The following is a 15,964-nucleotide window of genomic DNA, read 5'->3' as shown; positions in this document are numbered from 1 at the left end:
GTCCAGGGCGCATGCCAGCGCCGGCCCCCGCGCCTCGCGCGCCGGGGCGGCGGGGGCGCGGACGGGAGCGGTCGCCCCGAGGGATCCGTCCGTCGCCTCCGCCCGGAGAGGAGGGGCGGCCGGGCGGGCGAGGGCGGGACCGATCCCGAGCCCGATGGCCCAGCCGCCGAGCTCGCAGCCGATCCGCAGCAGGTCCACCGCCTCGCGCGCCTCGTCGGCGATCGCGACCGCCTGGTCTCCGAGAGCCCGTTCCGGAGCGCGCCGCAGCCCGAGCGGGGCGATCGCGGCGAGGAGCTCGGGGACCCGGTCCGGCGCATCGGCACGGGCCCGGCCCCGATCGAGGGCGCTGCGCCCGCGTCCGTGCAGGTCATAGCAGAGGACGAACATGCCGCGACGCTAGCACGTCGTCGCAGGCAGGTCCCGGCCCCCGCGTCCGCAGACGCTCTTCTCGGCACCGGTTCGCGCGCCTCCGTCCGCCCCCATGCCCCGCCACCGCTGCCCGGGGACGGAGCAGAGCCACCCTGCCCAGCCACAACCACGGTCAACCGCCCCATCCACCCTTGCCCGGGAACAAGCCAGAACCGCCGTAGCCCCATCGCCGCTGACCGGGGATGGCGCAGAGCAGCCGCGCGCTGTCACAACGACGGTCAACGGCCCCGCCCTCATCGCTCTCAGCCACAACGGCGGTCAACGGCCGGCCTCACGCCGCCCCGCACCGCAGGAACTCACGCGGGCCCGGCAAGCCCTCGCCCGCGTCCCCGCCACGCCGCTCCGCAGGAACTCACATCTCCCTGCCCACACCCTGCTCCGAGACGACACCGCTGCCCGCGGATGAGTCAGTCCCCTCCCCCTCACCACCGCTGACCGCCTATGAGCCAGAACGACAGGGGCCTACCACCGCTGACCGGGGATGGAGCAGCGCCGCCGCCCCCTGTCACAACGACGGTCAACGACCTCGCCCCCGCCCCCCCTCGCCCGCTGCCACAACCGCGGTCGACGGGCCCATCCTCATCGCCCCCGGTCACCAGGACGGTCGACGGCGCGGCCCCAACTGCCCGGGAGCCTGCGACCTGAGCCGTCGTCGATCAGGCGAGCTGGATCAGCTCCTCGTAGGACGAGTTCCAGAGGTCCTCGACCGCATCGGGCATGACGAGCACGCGCTCCGGGGAGAGCGCGCGGACGGCCCCGGGATCGTGGGAGACCAGCACGACCGCCCCCTCGAAGTTCGCCAGAGCCCCGAGGATCTCCTGGCGGCTGGCGGGATCGAGGTTGTTCGTCGGCTCGTCCAGCAGCAGCACGTTCGCGCTGGAGACGACGAGGGTGGCCAGCGCGAGGCGGGTCTTCTCCCCGCCGGAGAGCACCCCGGCGGGCTTGTGCACGTCGTCGCCCGTGAACAGGAACGAGCCCAGGATCTTGCGCGCCTCGACCTCGGGCAGCTCGACAGCTGCAGACATCATGTTCTCCAGCACCGTGCGTCCGGGGTCCAGGGTCTCGTGCTCCTGGGCGTAGTAGCCGATGCGGAGCCCATGCCCGGGGATGATGCCGCCGGTGTCGGACGGGTCCACGCCCGCGAGGATCCGCAGCAGGGTGGTCTTGCCCGCGCCATTCAGGCCCAGGATCACGACCCGGCTCCCGCGATCGATCGCCAGGTCGACGCCCGTGAAGATCTCGAGACTGCCATAGGACTTGGAGAGGTCCTCCGCCATCAGCGGCGTCTTCCCGCACGGGGCCGGCTTCGGGAAGCGCAGGCTCGCGACCTTGTCGGTGCGCCGCTCCTCCTCGACCCCGTCGAGCATCCTCTCGGCCCGGCGCAGCATGTTCTGCGCGGCGACCGCCTTGGTGGCCTTGGCACGCATCTTCTCGGCCTGGGCGGTGAGGGCGCTCGCCTTCTTCTCCGCGTTGGCCCGCTCGCGCTTCCTGCGCTTCTCGTCGTCCTCGCGCTGACGCTGGTACAGCTTCCAGCCCATGTTGTAGATATCGATCGCGCTGCGGTTCGCGTCGAGGTAGAACACCTTGTTGACGACCTGCTCGACAAGCTGCACGTCGTGGCTGATGACGATCAGCCCGCCCCTGTAGGTCATGAGGTAGTCGCGCAGCCAGATGATCGAGTCCGCGTCGAGGTGGTTCGTCGGCTCGTCGAGGATCATGGTGTCCGCCTGCGAGAAGAGGATCCGCGCGAGCTCGACGCGGCGCCGCTGTCCGCCGGAGAGGGTGCCCAGCCCCTGCTCGAGCAGGCGGTCCGGCAGGCCGAGGTTCGCGGACATCCGCTTCGCCTCCGCCTCCGCCGCATAGCCGCCGCGGGTCTCGATCTCCGCGTCGATCCGCGCGTAGCGGTTCATGGCCTTCTCGCGCTGGGCATCGGAGATGGACATGTCGGCCATCTCCTCCTCGGCTCGGTGCAGGCGCGCGAGCAGGGCGTCGAGGCCGCGCGCCGACAGGATCCGGGAGATGACGGTCTCCTCCTCCCCGCCGGCGTGGGTGTCCTGCGGGAGGTAGCCCAGCTCGCCGGAGACCTCGACGCTTCCCCCCGAGGGCTGCAGCGTCCCCGAGAGGACCTTGGTCAGAGTGGTCTTGCCGGCGCCGTTGCGGCCCACCAGACCCACTCGGTCGCCCGCGGTGATCTGGAAGCTGACCTCGCTCATGAGGAGCCGTGCCCCGACGCGGATCTCGAGGTCGTGGACGGTGATCACGGCGGGGATGCTCCTTGGGACGGACGGGGCGGCGCGGGTGCGCGCGGACCCGCCCCAGCATACGGAGGACCTGCACGAACGGGCCACGGGATTCCCTGCGCTGTGATGAGATGAATCCCGGGCGAACCGGCCCGACCCTGGAAGAGAGCGAAGGTGTCCGAACGATGCTGATCGGTGTTCCACGAGAGATCAAGACCCATGAGTACCGCGTCGGCCTCACCGCCGCCGGCGTGCACGAGCTGGCCACCGCAGGACATGACGTGCTGGTCGAGCACGAGGCCGGCAGGGGCGCGGGCATCTCCGACGACGACTACCGTGCCGCGGGTGCCCGGATCGCGACCACGGCGGAGGAGGTCTGGTCGCGGGCGGAGATGATCGTGAAGGTCAAGGAGCCGCTCCCCGCGGAGCACCACCTCATGCGCGAGGGCCAGATCCTGTTCACCTACCTGCACCTGGCCGCGGATGAGGCGCTCACCCGCGCCGTCCTCGCCTCGGGGACGACGGCGATCGCCTACGAGACCGTGCAGCTGGAGAGCCGGTACCTGCCCCTTCTCGCGCCGATGAGCGCGATCGCAGGGCGCCTCGCGACGCAGGTCGCGGCCTACCATCTGATGGCGCCGCTGGGCGGCATGGGTCTGCTCATGGGCGGGGTCCCCAGCACCCGGGAGGCGCATGTGGTCGTGCTCGGCGGCGGGGTCGTCGGCGAGCAGGCGGCGCTTATGGCGCGCGGGCTGCACGCGAACGTGACCGTCATGGACGTCAACCTCGAGCGGCTCAGCCAGATCGCGACCGTGCACGACGGGGGCATCCTCACCCGCTACTCGACGAAGCTCGACGTGGCCGAGCAGATCGAGCAGGCCGATGTGGTCATCGGCTCGGTGCTGATCCCCGGCAAGCGGGCGCCCAAGCTCGTCACCGACGAGATGGTCTCCACCATGAAGCCGGGTGCGGTGCTCGTGGACGTGGCGATCGACCAGGGCGGCTGCTTCGAGGGATCGCGTCCGACGACCCATTCCGACCCGACCTTCGAGGTGCATGGGACGACCTTCTACTGCGTGGCGAACATGCCCGGCAGCGTGCCCGTCACGGCGACCGCGGCCCTCTCGAGCGCGACGCTCCCCTACATCCTGCGCCTGGCCCGCAGCGGGTGGCGGCAGGCGTTCGCGGAGGACCCCTCGCTCGCGCGGGGCCTGAACGCGCACGGCGGGAAGCTCACCCATGCGGGCGTGGGCGAGGCGCATGGCATCGAGGCGGTCGCCGTGCAGGACGTCCTCGCCGGCTGACCGCAGAGATCCGACCACCGGTGGGCTCCTGCGCAGCGCGTAAGCAGCCCACCGGCGGTCGGATCATGCCGGGCCGATGTCCCGGCCCCGCACACCGCGGCGCGCCTCAGAGGTTGAAACCGATGGCCCGCAGCTGCTCGCGCCCGTCCTCGGTGATCTTCTCCATGCCCCTGTCGCCTTCCTCGGAGCCCCGTTCCGGGGTCACGATGCATAGCGGGCGAGGGCGTCGACGAACACGAAGGAGGACCTGGTCGATCTCCGGGAGCAGCATGGGCTGCCCCAGAAGGAGCAGGCGGAATGCATGGGCGTCTCCCAGAGCGCTGTCGCTCAGTTCGAGCGCTACGCGACTCCAACCCGACGCCGGCGACGATCCAGCGCTATGCGCTGGTGGTTGAGGCGAATCTCCCCGTCCGTGTCGAGAGCGACCGCGCAGGCTACGTGACTCAGAACGCGGCTCGTCCCATGCTCGTGGTCGATCAGAAGCCGGAGCCGCGAGCGATCCGCTGGAGCGAATCGAGGCTCGCGCGTGCCTGATCTCGACGGCCCCAGCGAAGCTCTGCAAGAGATCCACCCGCACATCGAGCTCGAGACCATTCGCTTCTGCGAGCTGTACTGCACCCGTAAGGACGTCAAGGACCCGGACGATCTTCCACAGTTCATGCTATAGGTCGACGTCCACCGCACCGAGGATGTTCGCCCCGGAGAGAGGCGGGGCCTGCGCTTCGGACTCAAGCTCGAGCGCGAGGTGAGCGAAGGGCGCGCGCGAGCTGTCGTCGACGGCTTCTACGGCATCGACCCCTCCCACGCGGACCAACTGAGCATGGACCTTGCGTTCGAGTACGCGAACCATGTCGCGCCGATGGCGATGCTCCCCTCCATGCGACAGGGCATCTCCGACCTCAGCACGAGGGTGCTCGACAGCCACATCCTCATGCCGTTCTTCCAGCGCCAAGAGCTGAGCTTCTCGGCGCCCGGGAGCGAATAGCCACGTCATATCGGCGCGCCGCATCAGCGTCCTATCGCACCTTCTCAAGCCCTACACCCCGGTTGGGACTGCAGGTGCTCGAGCGCTTCACGAGCGATCTGCAGGTCTACAGCATCGACGAGGCCTTCCTCGGCATTGACCGACGCACCGCGGCGGATCCGGAGGCGATGATCCGGCTCGGCCGGGACATCAAGGACACGCTGAGGAGGCTGCTCGGGGTGCCGGTGTGCGTCGGGATCGCAGGCACCCGCACTCTCGCGAAGCTCGCCAACTGGGCGGCGAAGATGGTGGAGGCGTTCGACGGGGTCTTCGTCTGGCCGGCGACCCGCGAGGGCTGGCGTGACCAGCTGATGACCCGTCTGCCTGTCTCGGAGGTCTGGGGTATCGCCTCACGGCTCGAGAGACGGCTCGCAGGCCCTGGCATCCTGAGCGTCGCGGACCTCGCCGCGGCTGATCCCGTGCTCATCCGGAGGCAGTTCACCGTCGTCGTGATGAGGACGGCCCTCGAGCTGCGGGGAGTCGCCTGCATCGGCCCCGAGGAGGGCCGGGAGGGGAAGAAAGACCAGCTCATCGTCTCGCGGAGCTTCAGCGAGAAGGTCACCACGGCAGGCGGGATCCGCCAGGAGCTCAGCGTCTACGCTCAGCGGAGCGCAGCACGGCTCGTACGCCACCAGCAGGTCGCGAGAACGCTCACGGCATTCGCCGGAACGTCGCACTGGGTGGAGCAGAAGCACCATCCGTCGATCTCGGTGCGCCTCCCGTTCCCGACGGCGGATCCGGTGGAGCTCACGAGGGTCGCACACCAGCTCCTGCCGCAGATCGTGGGCGGCGTCCGGTACGCGAGGGCGGGCATCATGCTCACGGACCTGCTGCCGGCGGGTCTGCACGTGCCCTTCGACATGTTCCGCCAGCGGCACGAGGACGCGGGCATCGCCACGCTCATCGACCGCGTGCAGAAGAAGGAGGGACGGGAGTCCGTTGGCCTCGGCTGGGCCGGGATGCGGCCAGGGCCGACGTGGCAGATGAAGCGGGAGCTGCTGACCGATACCTGCGCCGCCTCCGCCCCCGAGAACGGCGCCGCCGCCCTGCACACCATGGGCCTGCTCCCGCCCCTGGTGCGTCTCGCGCGCACCGCGGAGGTGCTCGCAAGGCCATGACCGCGGGCAGGCTCCGCCGCCCTCACCCCATGAACGGGGCGAAGATCGCGGCGACCTGGGCGAGCGCGCGCTCCGGGTCGCGATCGGCGATCGCCTCGACCAGTTCGCGGTGATGGCGGTGGGCCGCGTCCAGGTCCTCGCTCTCCTCGTCCCGCATGTGGGCGGCGAACACCTCCAGCATGCTGGAGTACAGGGTGACGTAGAGGGGATTGTGGGTCGCCTCAACGATGCCGCGGTGCAGCGCGAGATCGGTGCGTGCGCGCACCTCCGGGCCGGCAGCGGGCCAGATCTCCTCGCGATGGTCGCGCAGGGCGCGGAGCTCCTGTGCCTCCGCATCCGTCCGGTGCCTCGCCGCGAGGGAGGCGGCGGTGCTGTCAAGGGCGAGACGCAGCTCGAGGTACTGGCGGCGCGTGCCGCCGCCGAGCTGCCGCTCGAGCGTCCCTGTGAGCTCCGAGGACGAGATCACGAAGGTGCCTCTGCCCTGCTCACGTCGCAGCAGACCCGCGTGGACGAGCGACTGGAGCGCCTCGCGGACCGTGTTGCGGCCGATGCCGAACTCCGCCACGAGGGCAGGCTCGGTCGGGATCTTCTCGCCGACGGGCCAGCGCCCCTGGACGATCTCGTCGCGGAAGCTCTCCGCGGCCTGGTCGATGAGCCCCGCTCGACGCATCGGCCGGCGTGTGCCAGAATCGCCTGGATTCATCCCATGATCCCATCATCCGTTGATCTTCTGCAGGAGTCTATCGTGACGCCCCCGACCGAGCCGTCGACCTCCCCGCCCCGGCGCACCGTGCTGCTGTGGGCCGGTCTCGCGATCGGCCTGACCGCGCTCAACCTGCGCACCGCGGTCACAGGGTTCACGCCGCTGCTGGAGATCATCGGCCGTGACCTCGGGTACGGCCTGGCGATGGCCGGGCTCCTCGGCACGGTTCCCGCGGCGGCCTTCGGAGTGTTCGGCGCCGTGGCCCCGGTGGTCACCGGACGGTTCGGCCTCGAGCGCACCGCGACCGCGGCGCTCGCGGCGACGGCCCTCGCGCTCGTTCTGCGCGCCGCGGCCCCGTCACCTGGTGCGCTCGTGGGCTCGACGGTGCTGGCGCTGGCGGGCATCGGAGCTGCGAACGTCGTGATCGTCCCGCTGGTGAAGTCCTGGTTCCCGAACAGGCTCGCGCTGTGGACCTCGCTGTACCTGATCCTCATGCAGACGGGCCAGTTCCTCGCCCCGCTGCTCGCCGTTCCGCTGGCCGATGCCGGGACGTGGCGTCTCTCCGTGGGCATCTGGGCCGGGCCCGCGCTGCTCGCGGCGATCAGTTGGTGCGTGCTCGCCGTGCGAGCGCCCACCGGACATCATGCCCGGACCGCCTCCGCGACGAGGCCCGACCGCTCCTCGCTCCTCGTCTCGCCGACGCTCTGGGGTCTGGCCGTCCTGTTCGCGATGATGTCGGTCTCCAACTACGCCGTCATCACCTGGGTGCCGGCGATCCTCGTCGAAGCCGGCGCAGATCCCGCGCTCGGCGGCGCCATGGTCGCGCTGTACTCCTCCTGGGGCATGCTCGCCGCGCTGCTCGTCCCCCGGCTCACGGCCCGCATGCCCCGACCCTTCCCGATCGTGCTCGCCTGCGGCGTGCTCCTCGTCGCGGGATATCTGGGGCTGCTCCTCTCCCCGCTCGTCGGCACGCTCGTGTGGGTCTGCGCCCTGGGCATCGGCGTGAGCACCTTCCCCCTCTGCATGACCCTCATCAACCTCAGGACCAGCGGCCCGCAGGCAGCATCGGCGACCTCCGGGATCGTCCAGGGTATCGGGTACGGGATCGCCTGTCTGGGCCCGGTCGGCCTCGGGCTGCTCCACGAGGCGACCGGATCCTGGACGGTGCCGCTGCTGGTGCTCGCCGCAACGACCGTGCCCGGTATCATCGGCGGGTGGTTCGCCTGTCGGCCGATCCCGATCGACGGCCGCACGGTGCCCGGCACCTGCCGGCTCCGATGACGAGGAACCTAGCCACTGAATGCCGTTGATACGACTATTGTCGCCAGAGGCGAAGGAGGCCGCAGCTTCCGGGCGTCGCGCGGTGCCTGCGCGCCCTCGGCGTGCTCGACCAAGTGGTCGAGGCGACCGACCCGCTCGGCAGCGACATCGGCCACCTGCGCGCGGGCAGGCTGACCAGGAAGCGTGCACGATGACGACCATCGGGGAGCTCGCCGACGACGCGACGGGCACGCGATTGGTGGCCGCCGATGGGGATACAGATCACGGGCCTCCATGCGGGCGGACCGCGAAGGGCTGTTCGATGCCGGGATTGCGGGCGCTAACGCAGTGCCTGGCGCACGGGGGTAGCGAGGGTGGCTGCCCGGGTGATGTCGGAACGCTGAGGCATCACGCTGCCCGCACCTGTCGTATGCTTCTGGGTGACAACGGCGTCATTCCGGCGACCGATCCTCCGCCATGAGGATCATGGAGGTCATCATGCCTTCCACCGCAAACAGCAGATCTGGTATCGGTTTTCTGAAGAGCGCCATGGCAGCCCTCTCCTGCGGAGCGCTCGTCGTCGCAATGCTCAGCACCTCGACGGCGGCTTTTGCCAAAGGAGACGCTCCCGGAGACTCGACGGAAGTCAGCCAGGAGCGCCTCGCGACCGGCGGCCAGGAGGAGCTCTCTACTCAGGTACAGGTGATCTTGGATTCCCATCCGAGAGATGTCGTTGACTTTTTCTGGGACGGACACCACGGAACAGTCCTGGTGCGGCCGGAAGCGGCAACCGCCGTCACCACCCTCGCAGGTGAAAGAGGGTTCGACATCACCATCGAGCAATCGGAGGCGCGTGCAATCGCGTATCTGGAGCGATCGGATCACGAGCTCGCGATCCTTGATGCCATCGGCGAGGTTCCCGGGGCCACGTCGCTAGCCGCGCGGTACGAAGCGGAGGACAACTCATTCGCGGCCACCGTGTGGACCGACCAGGAAGCGGAGGTGGGCCGCGTGATCGATACTCGCCTCGGCGACAGCTCCAGGACCGTCGCGCTCGACCTCCCGCTCCGCATCGAGTTTGCCGACGCAGAGGACGTCCCGATGGAGCAGTCAACGACGCAGGGTGGCGAGTTCTACGGTTCATGCACGGGTGGCTTCATCGGGAAGAAGGGAACCGGATACGGGATCATCACGGCGGCCCACTGCACGACGAAACCGAGCAAGTACGACGGCGACACGACTGGCACGACATATGTGGCTGCAGGGAGCCGAGACATTCGCTATACCTCGCTCAGCGGAGGAACGCCCGAGAACAAGTTTCGGTACGGGAATTCTCAGTACCGCACGATCACATCGACCGGCGTCGTGACGATCGGGTTCATCCTCTACAAGTACGGAGTGGCCTCAGGGTACGGGTCCTCGAAAGTCGAATCCTACAAGGGATGCGTCTCGTTTTCCGGGAGTACCTGGTGCAACCTCTACTATACAGCGACGAAGATCACCTCGGGAGGCGACTCAGGTGGTCCCTGGTTCATCGCAGCGAAAGGTTTCGCGACCACGACGGGCGCGGACAGCGGAGGCTCGTACATCACGCCGATCTCATCCGTGTCAACATCACCGGCGTTTCGGTGAAGACGAGTTGAGGCATCCTCATGCGAGCAGTACGCGCAGTGATCGCGGCGTTCTCCATCGGCCTTCTCGTATGCTCCTGCACGAGCCCTCCCTCCCCTCCGGACATTCCTGCGGAACAACCGACATCGTCCGCCGCGTCGGACCCGGAGCCCGACCTGGAGGCGTGGGCGCAGATCGAGATGACCGTGCTCGACGCCATCGACTACGATCCGCGCCCCAAGGGGGCGGCATACGACGCGGAGAACGATCGCGTCGTAGTGACGCTCTACACCCTCGGCGACGAGGTGACACCTGCCGAGATTCGCGACATGGAGACCGCCGGCGAAGCCGCCACCGATGGGGTCGATGTCGTGGTCGAGACGACCGATGCCGACCCGCCGCGCTATGACGAGGGCAAAGAGGATGTCGACCCGTGAACGAGCCGTGTCGTGTATGCGGAAGACGACACAACCTGCAGTAGATGGTGCTGACGTCACTGTCGTGGTCTCGAACGATGGGCGCCCCGTCGAGGCATAGCGGCGCGAGGACACATCCCGGGGAGTACGAGATACGTCTTTCGGAAGGGGCTCCCGTCCGGGCAGGCATGACAGGCAGCTGGAGCGACCATGCACGCGCCTCCTGCACGGGATAGGACCGAAGCCCCGCACCCTTGCCGTCTCAGCGAGGGTGCGGGGCTTCATGATGGTGGCTGCGGGCGAGCTCAGCCGCGCTCCCCTCGCAGTAGCACGAGCGGGCGCTACGCCTTAGACTGGGAATCCAGGCGACCGAGTCTGGGTTCGGGGAAGTACGTAGTAGGCCATTGCGGGATTCCGTCGCCCAACACACCCGTAGGAACTTCCCAGAGGGCGTGCCTACTTTCTCTCCGCTCCCGGGAATTAATCCAGCGATGAGCCGACGGTGCATCATAGAAGACGGCGACAGGGCTCGGATCGAGAAGTTCATCGGGGTCCGGGAACGGAGGAAGGAGAACCGCTACCCATAAGGACACCGGCCGATTCTCCTCGGAGAATCCCTGTACGACGAAGGTCTCCCATTCAACATGGAACTCTGGATTGTCTTTTTCGAAGAGAGCGGCATCCGCTTCGTCAAGGACGACACCGATGGCTGGAGTGTGGCTGACCGGTCCGTCGTCGGCCCGGCATGTCACCTTTCGAAACACGACGACCGCTCGCATCGCTTTCATGACGAGCAGGGGACGATATCGCTCGTCACCCGAGCGTATGCAGTTGCGTAGTACTCCTTGCCCTTGTATACCATTTTACCCTGAACGGCTCCCGACCACCAGCGCTTCGTTGTCTTCGACGTGCAGGTGTAGGACATTCCGATGCTCTTCAGGCTGGAGGCGCCGTAGTTCTTGTTGCTTCCGCCGACCGTTGGTGTAACTTTCTTCCACGTGAGCAGGCGCTTCTCTCGCAGGTACAGTGTATGCGAGATCGATGTCACCGGAACGGTGCGTTTCGTGTAGGCCTTGAAGCCCACAGTGCTGCAATTACCCGATTGGCGGAGATGGGTTCCTTGAGCCTCCAGCAGGCACGGTCCATATCTCACAACGTCTCCAGAGCTCGACTGGGCGGACACGCCGTCGGCATCGGCAAGTATACGCTCGGCCTCTTCAAAAGAGTCGGCCCTCACGAAGACGGCCGGCTCGAATTCGATGTCGACCACGGCCCCTTCGAGATCGCCGCCGACAGGATCCTGGGTCATATCTGCATTCGGATTGGCATCCCCAGTGGACGTGACCACGGACTCGCCGGATCTGAAACTATCTTCTGCCTGCGCGGCCGAGAGTGGAGCGCAGGGAATCAGGGTGCATGCAATACCTATCGCACGCACGATCGATGTCCTGGACGTCAGAATGGCCACAACAACTCCCCTGGTGTCACAATTCAAAGTGGATCCCTCGCCAGTAAGCCTAGCACAAGCTCGCGGGTGTTGTGTCTGCGTGGATCTGGATTGCCCTCCATCACTCGAGTGCGCCGATGTCCTCGAGTTCGCTGACATTGACGGCCGCCCTACGTCGCGATCAGCTTCGGCCCACGAATCCAGGGCTTGCCTCGGGAGGTCTACTCGGAGGGCGCGATCTGAGGTGAGGAAGACCAGAGCTCCACACCCTCGCTTCCTCAGCGAGGGTGTGGAGCTTGGTGATGGTGGCTGCGGGAGAGCTCAGCAGGTCTGCGGAGGTAGTCGTCACCACGGAAGTACGAGATCCTCGTGTCCGTGAATGGGGAGGACATGACGACTTCTGACGTCGCTGGCCCCTGAGGAGTCAGAATCATCCCGACCCGCCGGAAGCAGGTCAGATGTCAGCACTGGCAGGACACACGGAGAAATCCTGCTTCGCGTCACGAGCCTCTTCGCTTCCGTCGAGAGAGAACGCCCGACATGCACCCACATACATTGCTGATTCGTCAGGAATAGGAACGGTCAAGGTGTCGTCGTCAGTGCTGATCGGCACGCTAACCAAAGGCGTACCGCATTCCTGGGCGCCGTCTTCCGTCGTGCATGCATGCTCTCGGATGCGCTGTCGCTCGGTGCAGTAGTCCAGACCACCGTCGTCGCGTCGTCGCTGAGCTCACCGGCGAGCTCCAACCCTTGCACGACGGCTCCCAGGCAATCAGCTGTCGATGACCTCACCTGGTCACCACTGACTTCCATGGTGAGGGGGTGGTCGCCGTCGGCCAGCAGGTACGTTCCATCGCGCCCGACGCCTTCAGAACCGCAGCCGGTAAGCGAGGCGCCGAGCATGATGAGCGCTGCAGCGCACTGGCGATGCGGCAGGTTGGCGAGACGGCGATTCGAGTGACACTCATGATCCCCGGGGCTCCGATCGTGAAATCGAGAAGTACGGACGACAGCTGCCCACCGTTGGGCTCAGGGAGATCCCGACCGCCTCAGTCGAAGTTGCGCTCGTGAAGATCCCGCCCCATGCTTTTCTGTGGGCAGACGATAGCGTATCGGCGGAGGCGGAACCGGCTCATCGCCTTATTTCACCCGGAATTTCACTCTACCGCATACCCCCACGCAAGGCAGTGACGAGGACCCGAGGAAGACCTGAGTTGGACCGCTCCGGGCTGAGGGCGTTATTCACGCCTGGTCTCTGAAAGGTGGTATACGCGCCTGACCTGGGAAGGTACGGATGCAACAGGGACGCGTGAATAGCGCCCCAAGCATCCATGGAGAGACCACTGTCTGAGCAGGGCCCCTCCGGATCTCGGCAACATCCGAGGATGGTTGCACTGTGCCCGTGGCACGAGCGACGACGAGAAGGCTGGCCCCAGGAAAGCACACGGCAGGAACGTCGACCCCGCAGCCCTGGAGGGGCGACTGGTTCCGACTCAGCGTTCGGGGTCGGCATCTCGACGGTCGACGGTTCTCCTTCGACAGCTACGGTGCGACCAAGGGCGGGGTGCGCCGCAGGACGATGCAGAAGGCCGAGAGCCTCCTGCGCACCGGCGGCGGAGCGTGGGATCTGGACAGCCCGTTCAGCGACTACATCGAGCAGGTGACCCGGCCGGCGATGGAGAAGGTGAAGCTGGCCCCGATGTCGAAGGACAACTACGGCCGGGGCCTGAGGCTCCTGCTCGGGACTGCGATCTCTGCGCGAAGAACCGGTCGAAGCACGAGTTCGGGCTGAAGGACCACACGATCGGCTCCGGCACCAGGCCACGAGGGCTCGAGGACCTCTTCACGGAGATCAGCCAGCGGCACGGCTCCTCGGCGATGCGGTCGTGCCGGACCGTGTGGAACAAGTACATCGCAGCCCGACTGATCCGAAACGGCCTGATGGCGGCCAATCCCCTGGCGGGCGTGCGCCTGGATGACCTGACGGGAGTGCGCAGACCTGAGCGGACCCGGGGCGGACGAACGCTGAGCGCGGACGCCTATGAGCAGACCCTCGTCTGGCTCCTCGAGGCGGATCCCGTGACGTGGCTCGTGTCCCACAAGAAGGGCGGATGGATCTGGCGTCCGGACACGCAGGTGGCGACATCGAGGGCCGCGGTCGACCAGACCCTGCTCCAGATGACGACCGGTCTGCGCCAGACGGAGGCTCGCCGGGTCGAGTGGCCGATGGCGCGCGTGTCCGCCGACGGGATCCTGAGCATCGACGTTCCGGCGCACGTCGCGAGAGGCGGCCATCCGCGCGTGGTCCTGGTGCTCGACCAGCGCGTCGCCGAGCGCCTGCTGAAGCGTCGCGATGCTCAGGACGGCGCCGGGTACATCGTGGGAACCCCGACCGATCCGATGAAGGAGTGGTACCGCGCCAGCTGCGTGAAGGCCGTCCAGTCGCTGTACGAGCGCATGGCGACCTCGACGAAGATCAAGCTGTTCACCACAGGACGGTCCCACCTCTGGCGCACGACCCTCCGTTCGTTCTACGAGGGGAAGGTCCCCGAAGCGGTCCTCAACTCACAGTTCGGCCACTCCACGGAGGTGGCGAGGCTCGACGACACGGACGCGAGCGATCTCTCAGGTCTCAGCGACGCAGCGGGGCTGCGGGAGACCTGATCGGCATCGATGCACCAGCATCGCCGTCCCGCACAAGATCCCGCACAGTGCTGGAACCACACGGTTTCCGACAGCTCACTCTGTCACCCAAAATCACAAGTCCGGTGCCCAGCAATGCGGGAATCTCACGGCTCGGAGACCTCGCTCGTGGGGACGAGGCACGTCTGGAGCACGCTCGGCGACACGAGGCGACGGTCCAAAAAGCCCCCTGACCTGCATTGACACAGATCAGGGGGCCTCTCGGCGCGCCTCAGAGGTTGAAGCCGATGGCCCGCAGCTGCTCGCGCCCGTCCTCGGTGATCTTCTCCATGCCCCACGGCGGCATCCACACCCAGTTGATGCGATGCGACTCGGTGATCGGGTCCAGGGCGGCGAAGGTCTGCTCCTCGAGCATCTCGGTGAGCGGGCAGGCGGCCGAGGTCAGCGTCATGTCGACGACCGCCTCGCCGTTCTCGACGCTCACGCCGTAGACGAGTCCCAGGTCCACGACGTTGATCCCCAGCTCGGGATCGATGACGTCCTTCATCGCCTCGATGACCTCCTCCTTCGTGACGAAGGCTCCGGCGGTCTCCTCGGTCATGGCTGCTCCTCTCCGGTGTCCTGCGGTCAGTTCGCGGCCGCGAGGAATCGGTCGTAGCCCTCGTTCTCGAGGCGCTCGGCGAGCTCGGGCCCACCCTCCTCGGCGACGCGTCCGTCCACGAACACGTGGACGAAGTCCGGCGTGATGTAGTTGAGGATGCGGGTGTAGTGCGTGATCAGCATGACGCCCACCTCGGTGTTCTCCTTGGCGCGGTTGACGCCCTCGGAGACGATCCGCAGCGCGTCCACGTCGAGGCCGGAATCGGTCTCGTCGAGGATCGCGATGGAGGGCTTCAGCAGCTCCATCTGCAGGATCTCGTGGCGCTTCTTCTCGCCGCCGGAGAAGCCCTCGTTGACGTTGCGCTCGGCGAACGCGGGGTCCATGCGGAGGTTGTCCATGGCGCCCTTGACATCCTTGACCCAGGTGCGCAGGGCGGGGGCCTCGCCGGAGACGGCGGTCTTCGCGGTGCGCAGGAAGTTCGAGACGGTCACGCCGGGAACCTCGACCGGGTACTGCATGGCGAGGAACAGGCCGGCGCGGGCGCGCTCGTCCACGCTCATCTCGAGCAGGTCCTCGCCGTCGAGGAGGACCTCGCCGGAGGTGATCTCGTACTTGGGGTGGCCGGCGATCGCGTAGGCCAGGGTCGACTTGCCGGAGCCGTTGGGCCCCATGATGGCGTGGGTCTCGCCGGACCGGATGGTCAGGTTCACGCCCTTGAGGATCTCCTTGGTGCCCTCGGGCGTCTCGACGGTGGCGTGGAGGTCCTTGATCTCGAGGATCGACATGGTGCGGTTCTCCTTCGGAGAGCTGTGCGGAAGGTGGAAGGGGGTGCTCACTGCGGGATCGGCGTCGTCACGTCGACGCTGATGACCCCGCTGGATCGATCGATGTCGACCGCGTACACGGCCACGGGCTGTGTCGCGGGCAGCTGCAGGGGGCGGCCCGTGGCGAGGTCGAACTGGCTGCCGTGCTTCCAGCACTCGAGGGTGCACCCCTCGACGTCGCCGTCGGACAGGGCGATGTCGTCGTGGGAGCAGCGGTCCTCGAGGGCGTGCACGTCGCCGTCCTCGTCACGGGCCAGGGCGATCTCGACCCCGTCGACCTCGAGCGCCAGCACCTCGCCGGGTGCCAGCTCGTCGAGGCGGGAGACGGGGACGAAGGGAGCCAT

Annotated in this window: 15 protein-coding genes and 1 pseudogene; 9 read left to right on the top strand and 7 right to left on the bottom strand. The window is 67.4% G+C overall.

All coding sequences use genetic code 11. From position 1 onward, the window contains the following. Together ACFFF6_RS14835 and ACFFF6_RS14830 are read right to left on the bottom strand one after the other, a co-directional pair. Nucleotides 1–387, bottom strand: a pseudogene (locus ACFFF6_RS14835) (hypothetical protein); the annotation flags it as partial. A 698-nt stretch (nt 388–1,085) separates the two neighbouring features. After that, on the bottom strand, nt 1,086–2,690 hold the full coding sequence (locus tag ACFFF6_RS14830) for an ABC-F family ATP-binding cassette domain-containing protein (RefSeq protein WP_376982083.1): 1,605 nt from the start codon (nt 2,688–2,690) through the stop codon (nt 1,086–1,088). A gap of 164 nt (nt 2,691–2,854) precedes the next feature. On the opposite strand from ACFFF6_RS14830, the gene ald reads away from it, so the two are divergent. From ald to ACFFF6_RS14810, 4 genes are all read left to right on the top strand, one after another. Beyond that, nucleotides 2,855–3,973: an alanine dehydrogenase gene (ald, locus tag ACFFF6_RS14825; protein WP_376982081.1), complete on the top strand. Its 1,119-nt coding sequence runs from the start codon at nt 2,855–2,857 to the stop codon at nt 3,971–3,973. Between the two features lie 526 nt (nt 3,974–4,499). Then, complete coding sequence (locus tag ACFFF6_RS14820) at nt 4,500–4,640, top strand: hypothetical protein (protein ID WP_376982079.1); 141 nt, start codon at nt 4,500–4,502, stop codon at nt 4,638–4,640. 153 nt (nt 4,641–4,793) lie between these two features. Further along, nucleotides 4,794–4,958, top strand: coding sequence for a hypothetical protein (locus ACFFF6_RS14815; RefSeq protein ID WP_376982077.1), 165 nt, complete (start codon nt 4,794–4,796; stop codon nt 4,956–4,958). A 74-nt stretch (nt 4,959–5,032) separates the two neighbouring features. Next, nucleotides 5,033–6,115: a DinB/UmuC family translesion DNA polymerase gene (locus ACFFF6_RS14810; RefSeq protein WP_376982075.1), complete on the top strand. Its 1,083-nt coding sequence runs from the start codon at nt 5,033–5,035 to the stop codon at nt 6,113–6,115. A 22-nt stretch (nt 6,116–6,137) separates the two neighbouring features. On the opposite strand, the gene ACFFF6_RS14805 is transcribed toward ACFFF6_RS14810, so the two are convergent. Next, nucleotides 6,138–6,785, bottom strand: a complete 648-nt coding sequence (locus ACFFF6_RS14805) for a FadR/GntR family transcriptional regulator (protein WP_376982073.1) — start codon at nt 6,783–6,785, stop codon at nt 6,138–6,140. 75 nt (nt 6,786–6,860) lie between these two features. Here ACFFF6_RS14805 and ACFFF6_RS14800 point away from each other — a divergent pair, with 75 nt between their 5' ends. From ACFFF6_RS14800 to ACFFF6_RS14790, 3 genes are all read left to right on the top strand, one after another. Then, entirely contained in the window at nt 6,861–8,099 is a 1,239-nt protein-coding gene (locus ACFFF6_RS14800; protein ID WP_376982071.1) for an MFS transporter, read from the top strand. 465 nt (nt 8,100–8,564) lie between these two features. Further along, nucleotides 8,565–9,710: a chymotrypsin family serine protease gene (locus ACFFF6_RS14795; RefSeq protein WP_376982069.1), complete on the top strand. Its 1,146-nt coding sequence runs from the start codon at nt 8,565–8,567 to the stop codon at nt 9,708–9,710. A gap of 38 nt (nt 9,711–9,748) precedes the next feature. Continuing rightward, complete coding sequence (locus ACFFF6_RS14790) at nt 9,749–10,126, top strand: hypothetical protein (RefSeq protein WP_376982067.1); 378 nt, start codon at nt 9,749–9,751, stop codon at nt 10,124–10,126. 763 nt (nt 10,127–10,889) lie between these two features. Here the strand turns inward: ACFFF6_RS14790 and ACFFF6_RS14785 are convergent. Then, nucleotides 10,890–11,414 (bottom strand): hypothetical protein, encoded by a 525-nt coding sequence (locus ACFFF6_RS14785; protein WP_376982065.1) that lies wholly within the window; start codon nt 11,412–11,414, stop codon nt 10,890–10,892. A 1,717-nt stretch (nt 11,415–13,131) separates the two neighbouring features. Between ACFFF6_RS14785 and ACFFF6_RS14780 the strand changes: the two genes are divergently transcribed. Next, nucleotides 13,132–13,344 (top strand): hypothetical protein, encoded by a 213-nt coding sequence (locus tag ACFFF6_RS14780; RefSeq protein ID WP_376982063.1) that lies wholly within the window; start codon nt 13,132–13,134, stop codon nt 13,342–13,344. A 149-nt stretch (nt 13,345–13,493) separates the two neighbouring features. After that, nucleotides 13,494–14,216, top strand: coding sequence for a hypothetical protein (locus tag ACFFF6_RS14775; protein ID WP_376982061.1), 723 nt, complete (start codon nt 13,494–13,496; stop codon nt 14,214–14,216). A 250-nt stretch (nt 14,217–14,466) separates the two neighbouring features. Here ACFFF6_RS14775 and ACFFF6_RS14770 read toward each other — a convergent pair whose 3' ends face one another. Genes ACFFF6_RS14770 through ACFFF6_RS14760 form a run of 3 tightly spaced genes read right to left on the bottom strand, consistent with a single transcriptional unit; the run spans nt 14,467 to nt 15,964 of the window. Then, the gene (locus ACFFF6_RS14770) at nt 14,467–14,796 is read right to left on the bottom strand and encodes a metal-sulfur cluster assembly factor (protein WP_376982059.1); all 330 of its coding nucleotides are present in this window, start codon (nt 14,794–14,796) and stop codon (nt 14,467–14,469) included. A 26-nt stretch (nt 14,797–14,822) separates the two neighbouring features. Then, a complete protein-coding gene (gene sufC, locus ACFFF6_RS14765) occupies nt 14,823–15,581 on the bottom strand; it encodes a Fe-S cluster assembly ATPase SufC (protein WP_376982057.1) in 759 nt (252 codons plus the stop codon). Nucleotides 15,582–15,628: 47 nt separating this feature from the next. Beyond that, complete coding sequence (locus ACFFF6_RS14760; RefSeq protein ID WP_376982055.1) at nt 15,629–15,964, bottom strand: non-heme iron oxygenase ferredoxin subunit; 336 nt, start codon at nt 15,962–15,964, stop codon at nt 15,629–15,631.

Source organism: Brachybacterium hainanense (assembly GCF_042434575.1).
GTDB lineage: Bacteria > Actinomycetota > Actinomycetes > Actinomycetales > Dermabacteraceae > Brachybacterium > Brachybacterium hainanense.
Note: the sequence above shows the minus strand (reverse complement) of the source record. Positions and strands in the feature narration are given on the sequence as shown.

What these genes read in the sequence shown, in the direction of transcription:
- ACFFF6_RS14770 (WP_376982059.1), bottom strand. Translation starts at nt 14,796, where the DNA reads ATGACCGAGGAGACCGCCGGAGCCTTCGTCACGAAGGAGGAGGTCATC.
- ACFFF6_RS14785 (WP_376982065.1), bottom strand. Translation starts at nt 11,414, where the DNA reads ATGACCCAGGATCCTGTCGGCGGCGATCTCGAAGGGGCCGTGGTCGAC.
- ACFFF6_RS14795 (WP_376982069.1), top strand. Translation starts at nt 8,565, where the DNA reads ATGGAGGTCATCATGCCTTCCACCGCAAACAGCAGATCTGGTATCGGT.
- sufC (WP_376982057.1), bottom strand. Translation starts at nt 15,581, where the DNA reads ATGTCGATCCTCGAGATCAAGGACCTCCACGCCACCGTCGAGACGCCC.
- ACFFF6_RS14760 (WP_376982055.1), bottom strand. Translation starts at nt 15,964, where the DNA reads ATGGCTCCCTTCGTCCCCGTCTCCCGCCTCGACGAGCTGGCACCCGGC.
- ald (WP_376982081.1), top strand. Translation starts at nt 2,855, where the DNA reads ATGCTGATCGGTGTTCCACGAGAGATCAAGACCCATGAGTACCGCGTC.
- ACFFF6_RS14815 (WP_376982077.1), top strand. Translation starts at nt 4,794, where the DNA reads ATGGACCTTGCGTTCGAGTACGCGAACCATGTCGCGCCGATGGCGATG.
- ACFFF6_RS14805 (WP_376982073.1), bottom strand. Translation starts at nt 6,785, where the DNA reads ATGCGTCGAGCGGGGCTCATCGACCAGGCCGCGGAGAGCTTCCGCGAC.
- ACFFF6_RS14775 (WP_376982061.1), top strand. Translation starts at nt 13,494, where the DNA reads ATGGCGGCCAATCCCCTGGCGGGCGTGCGCCTGGATGACCTGACGGGA.
- ACFFF6_RS14780 (WP_376982063.1), top strand. Translation starts at nt 13,132, where the DNA reads ATGCAGAAGGCCGAGAGCCTCCTGCGCACCGGCGGCGGAGCGTGGGAT.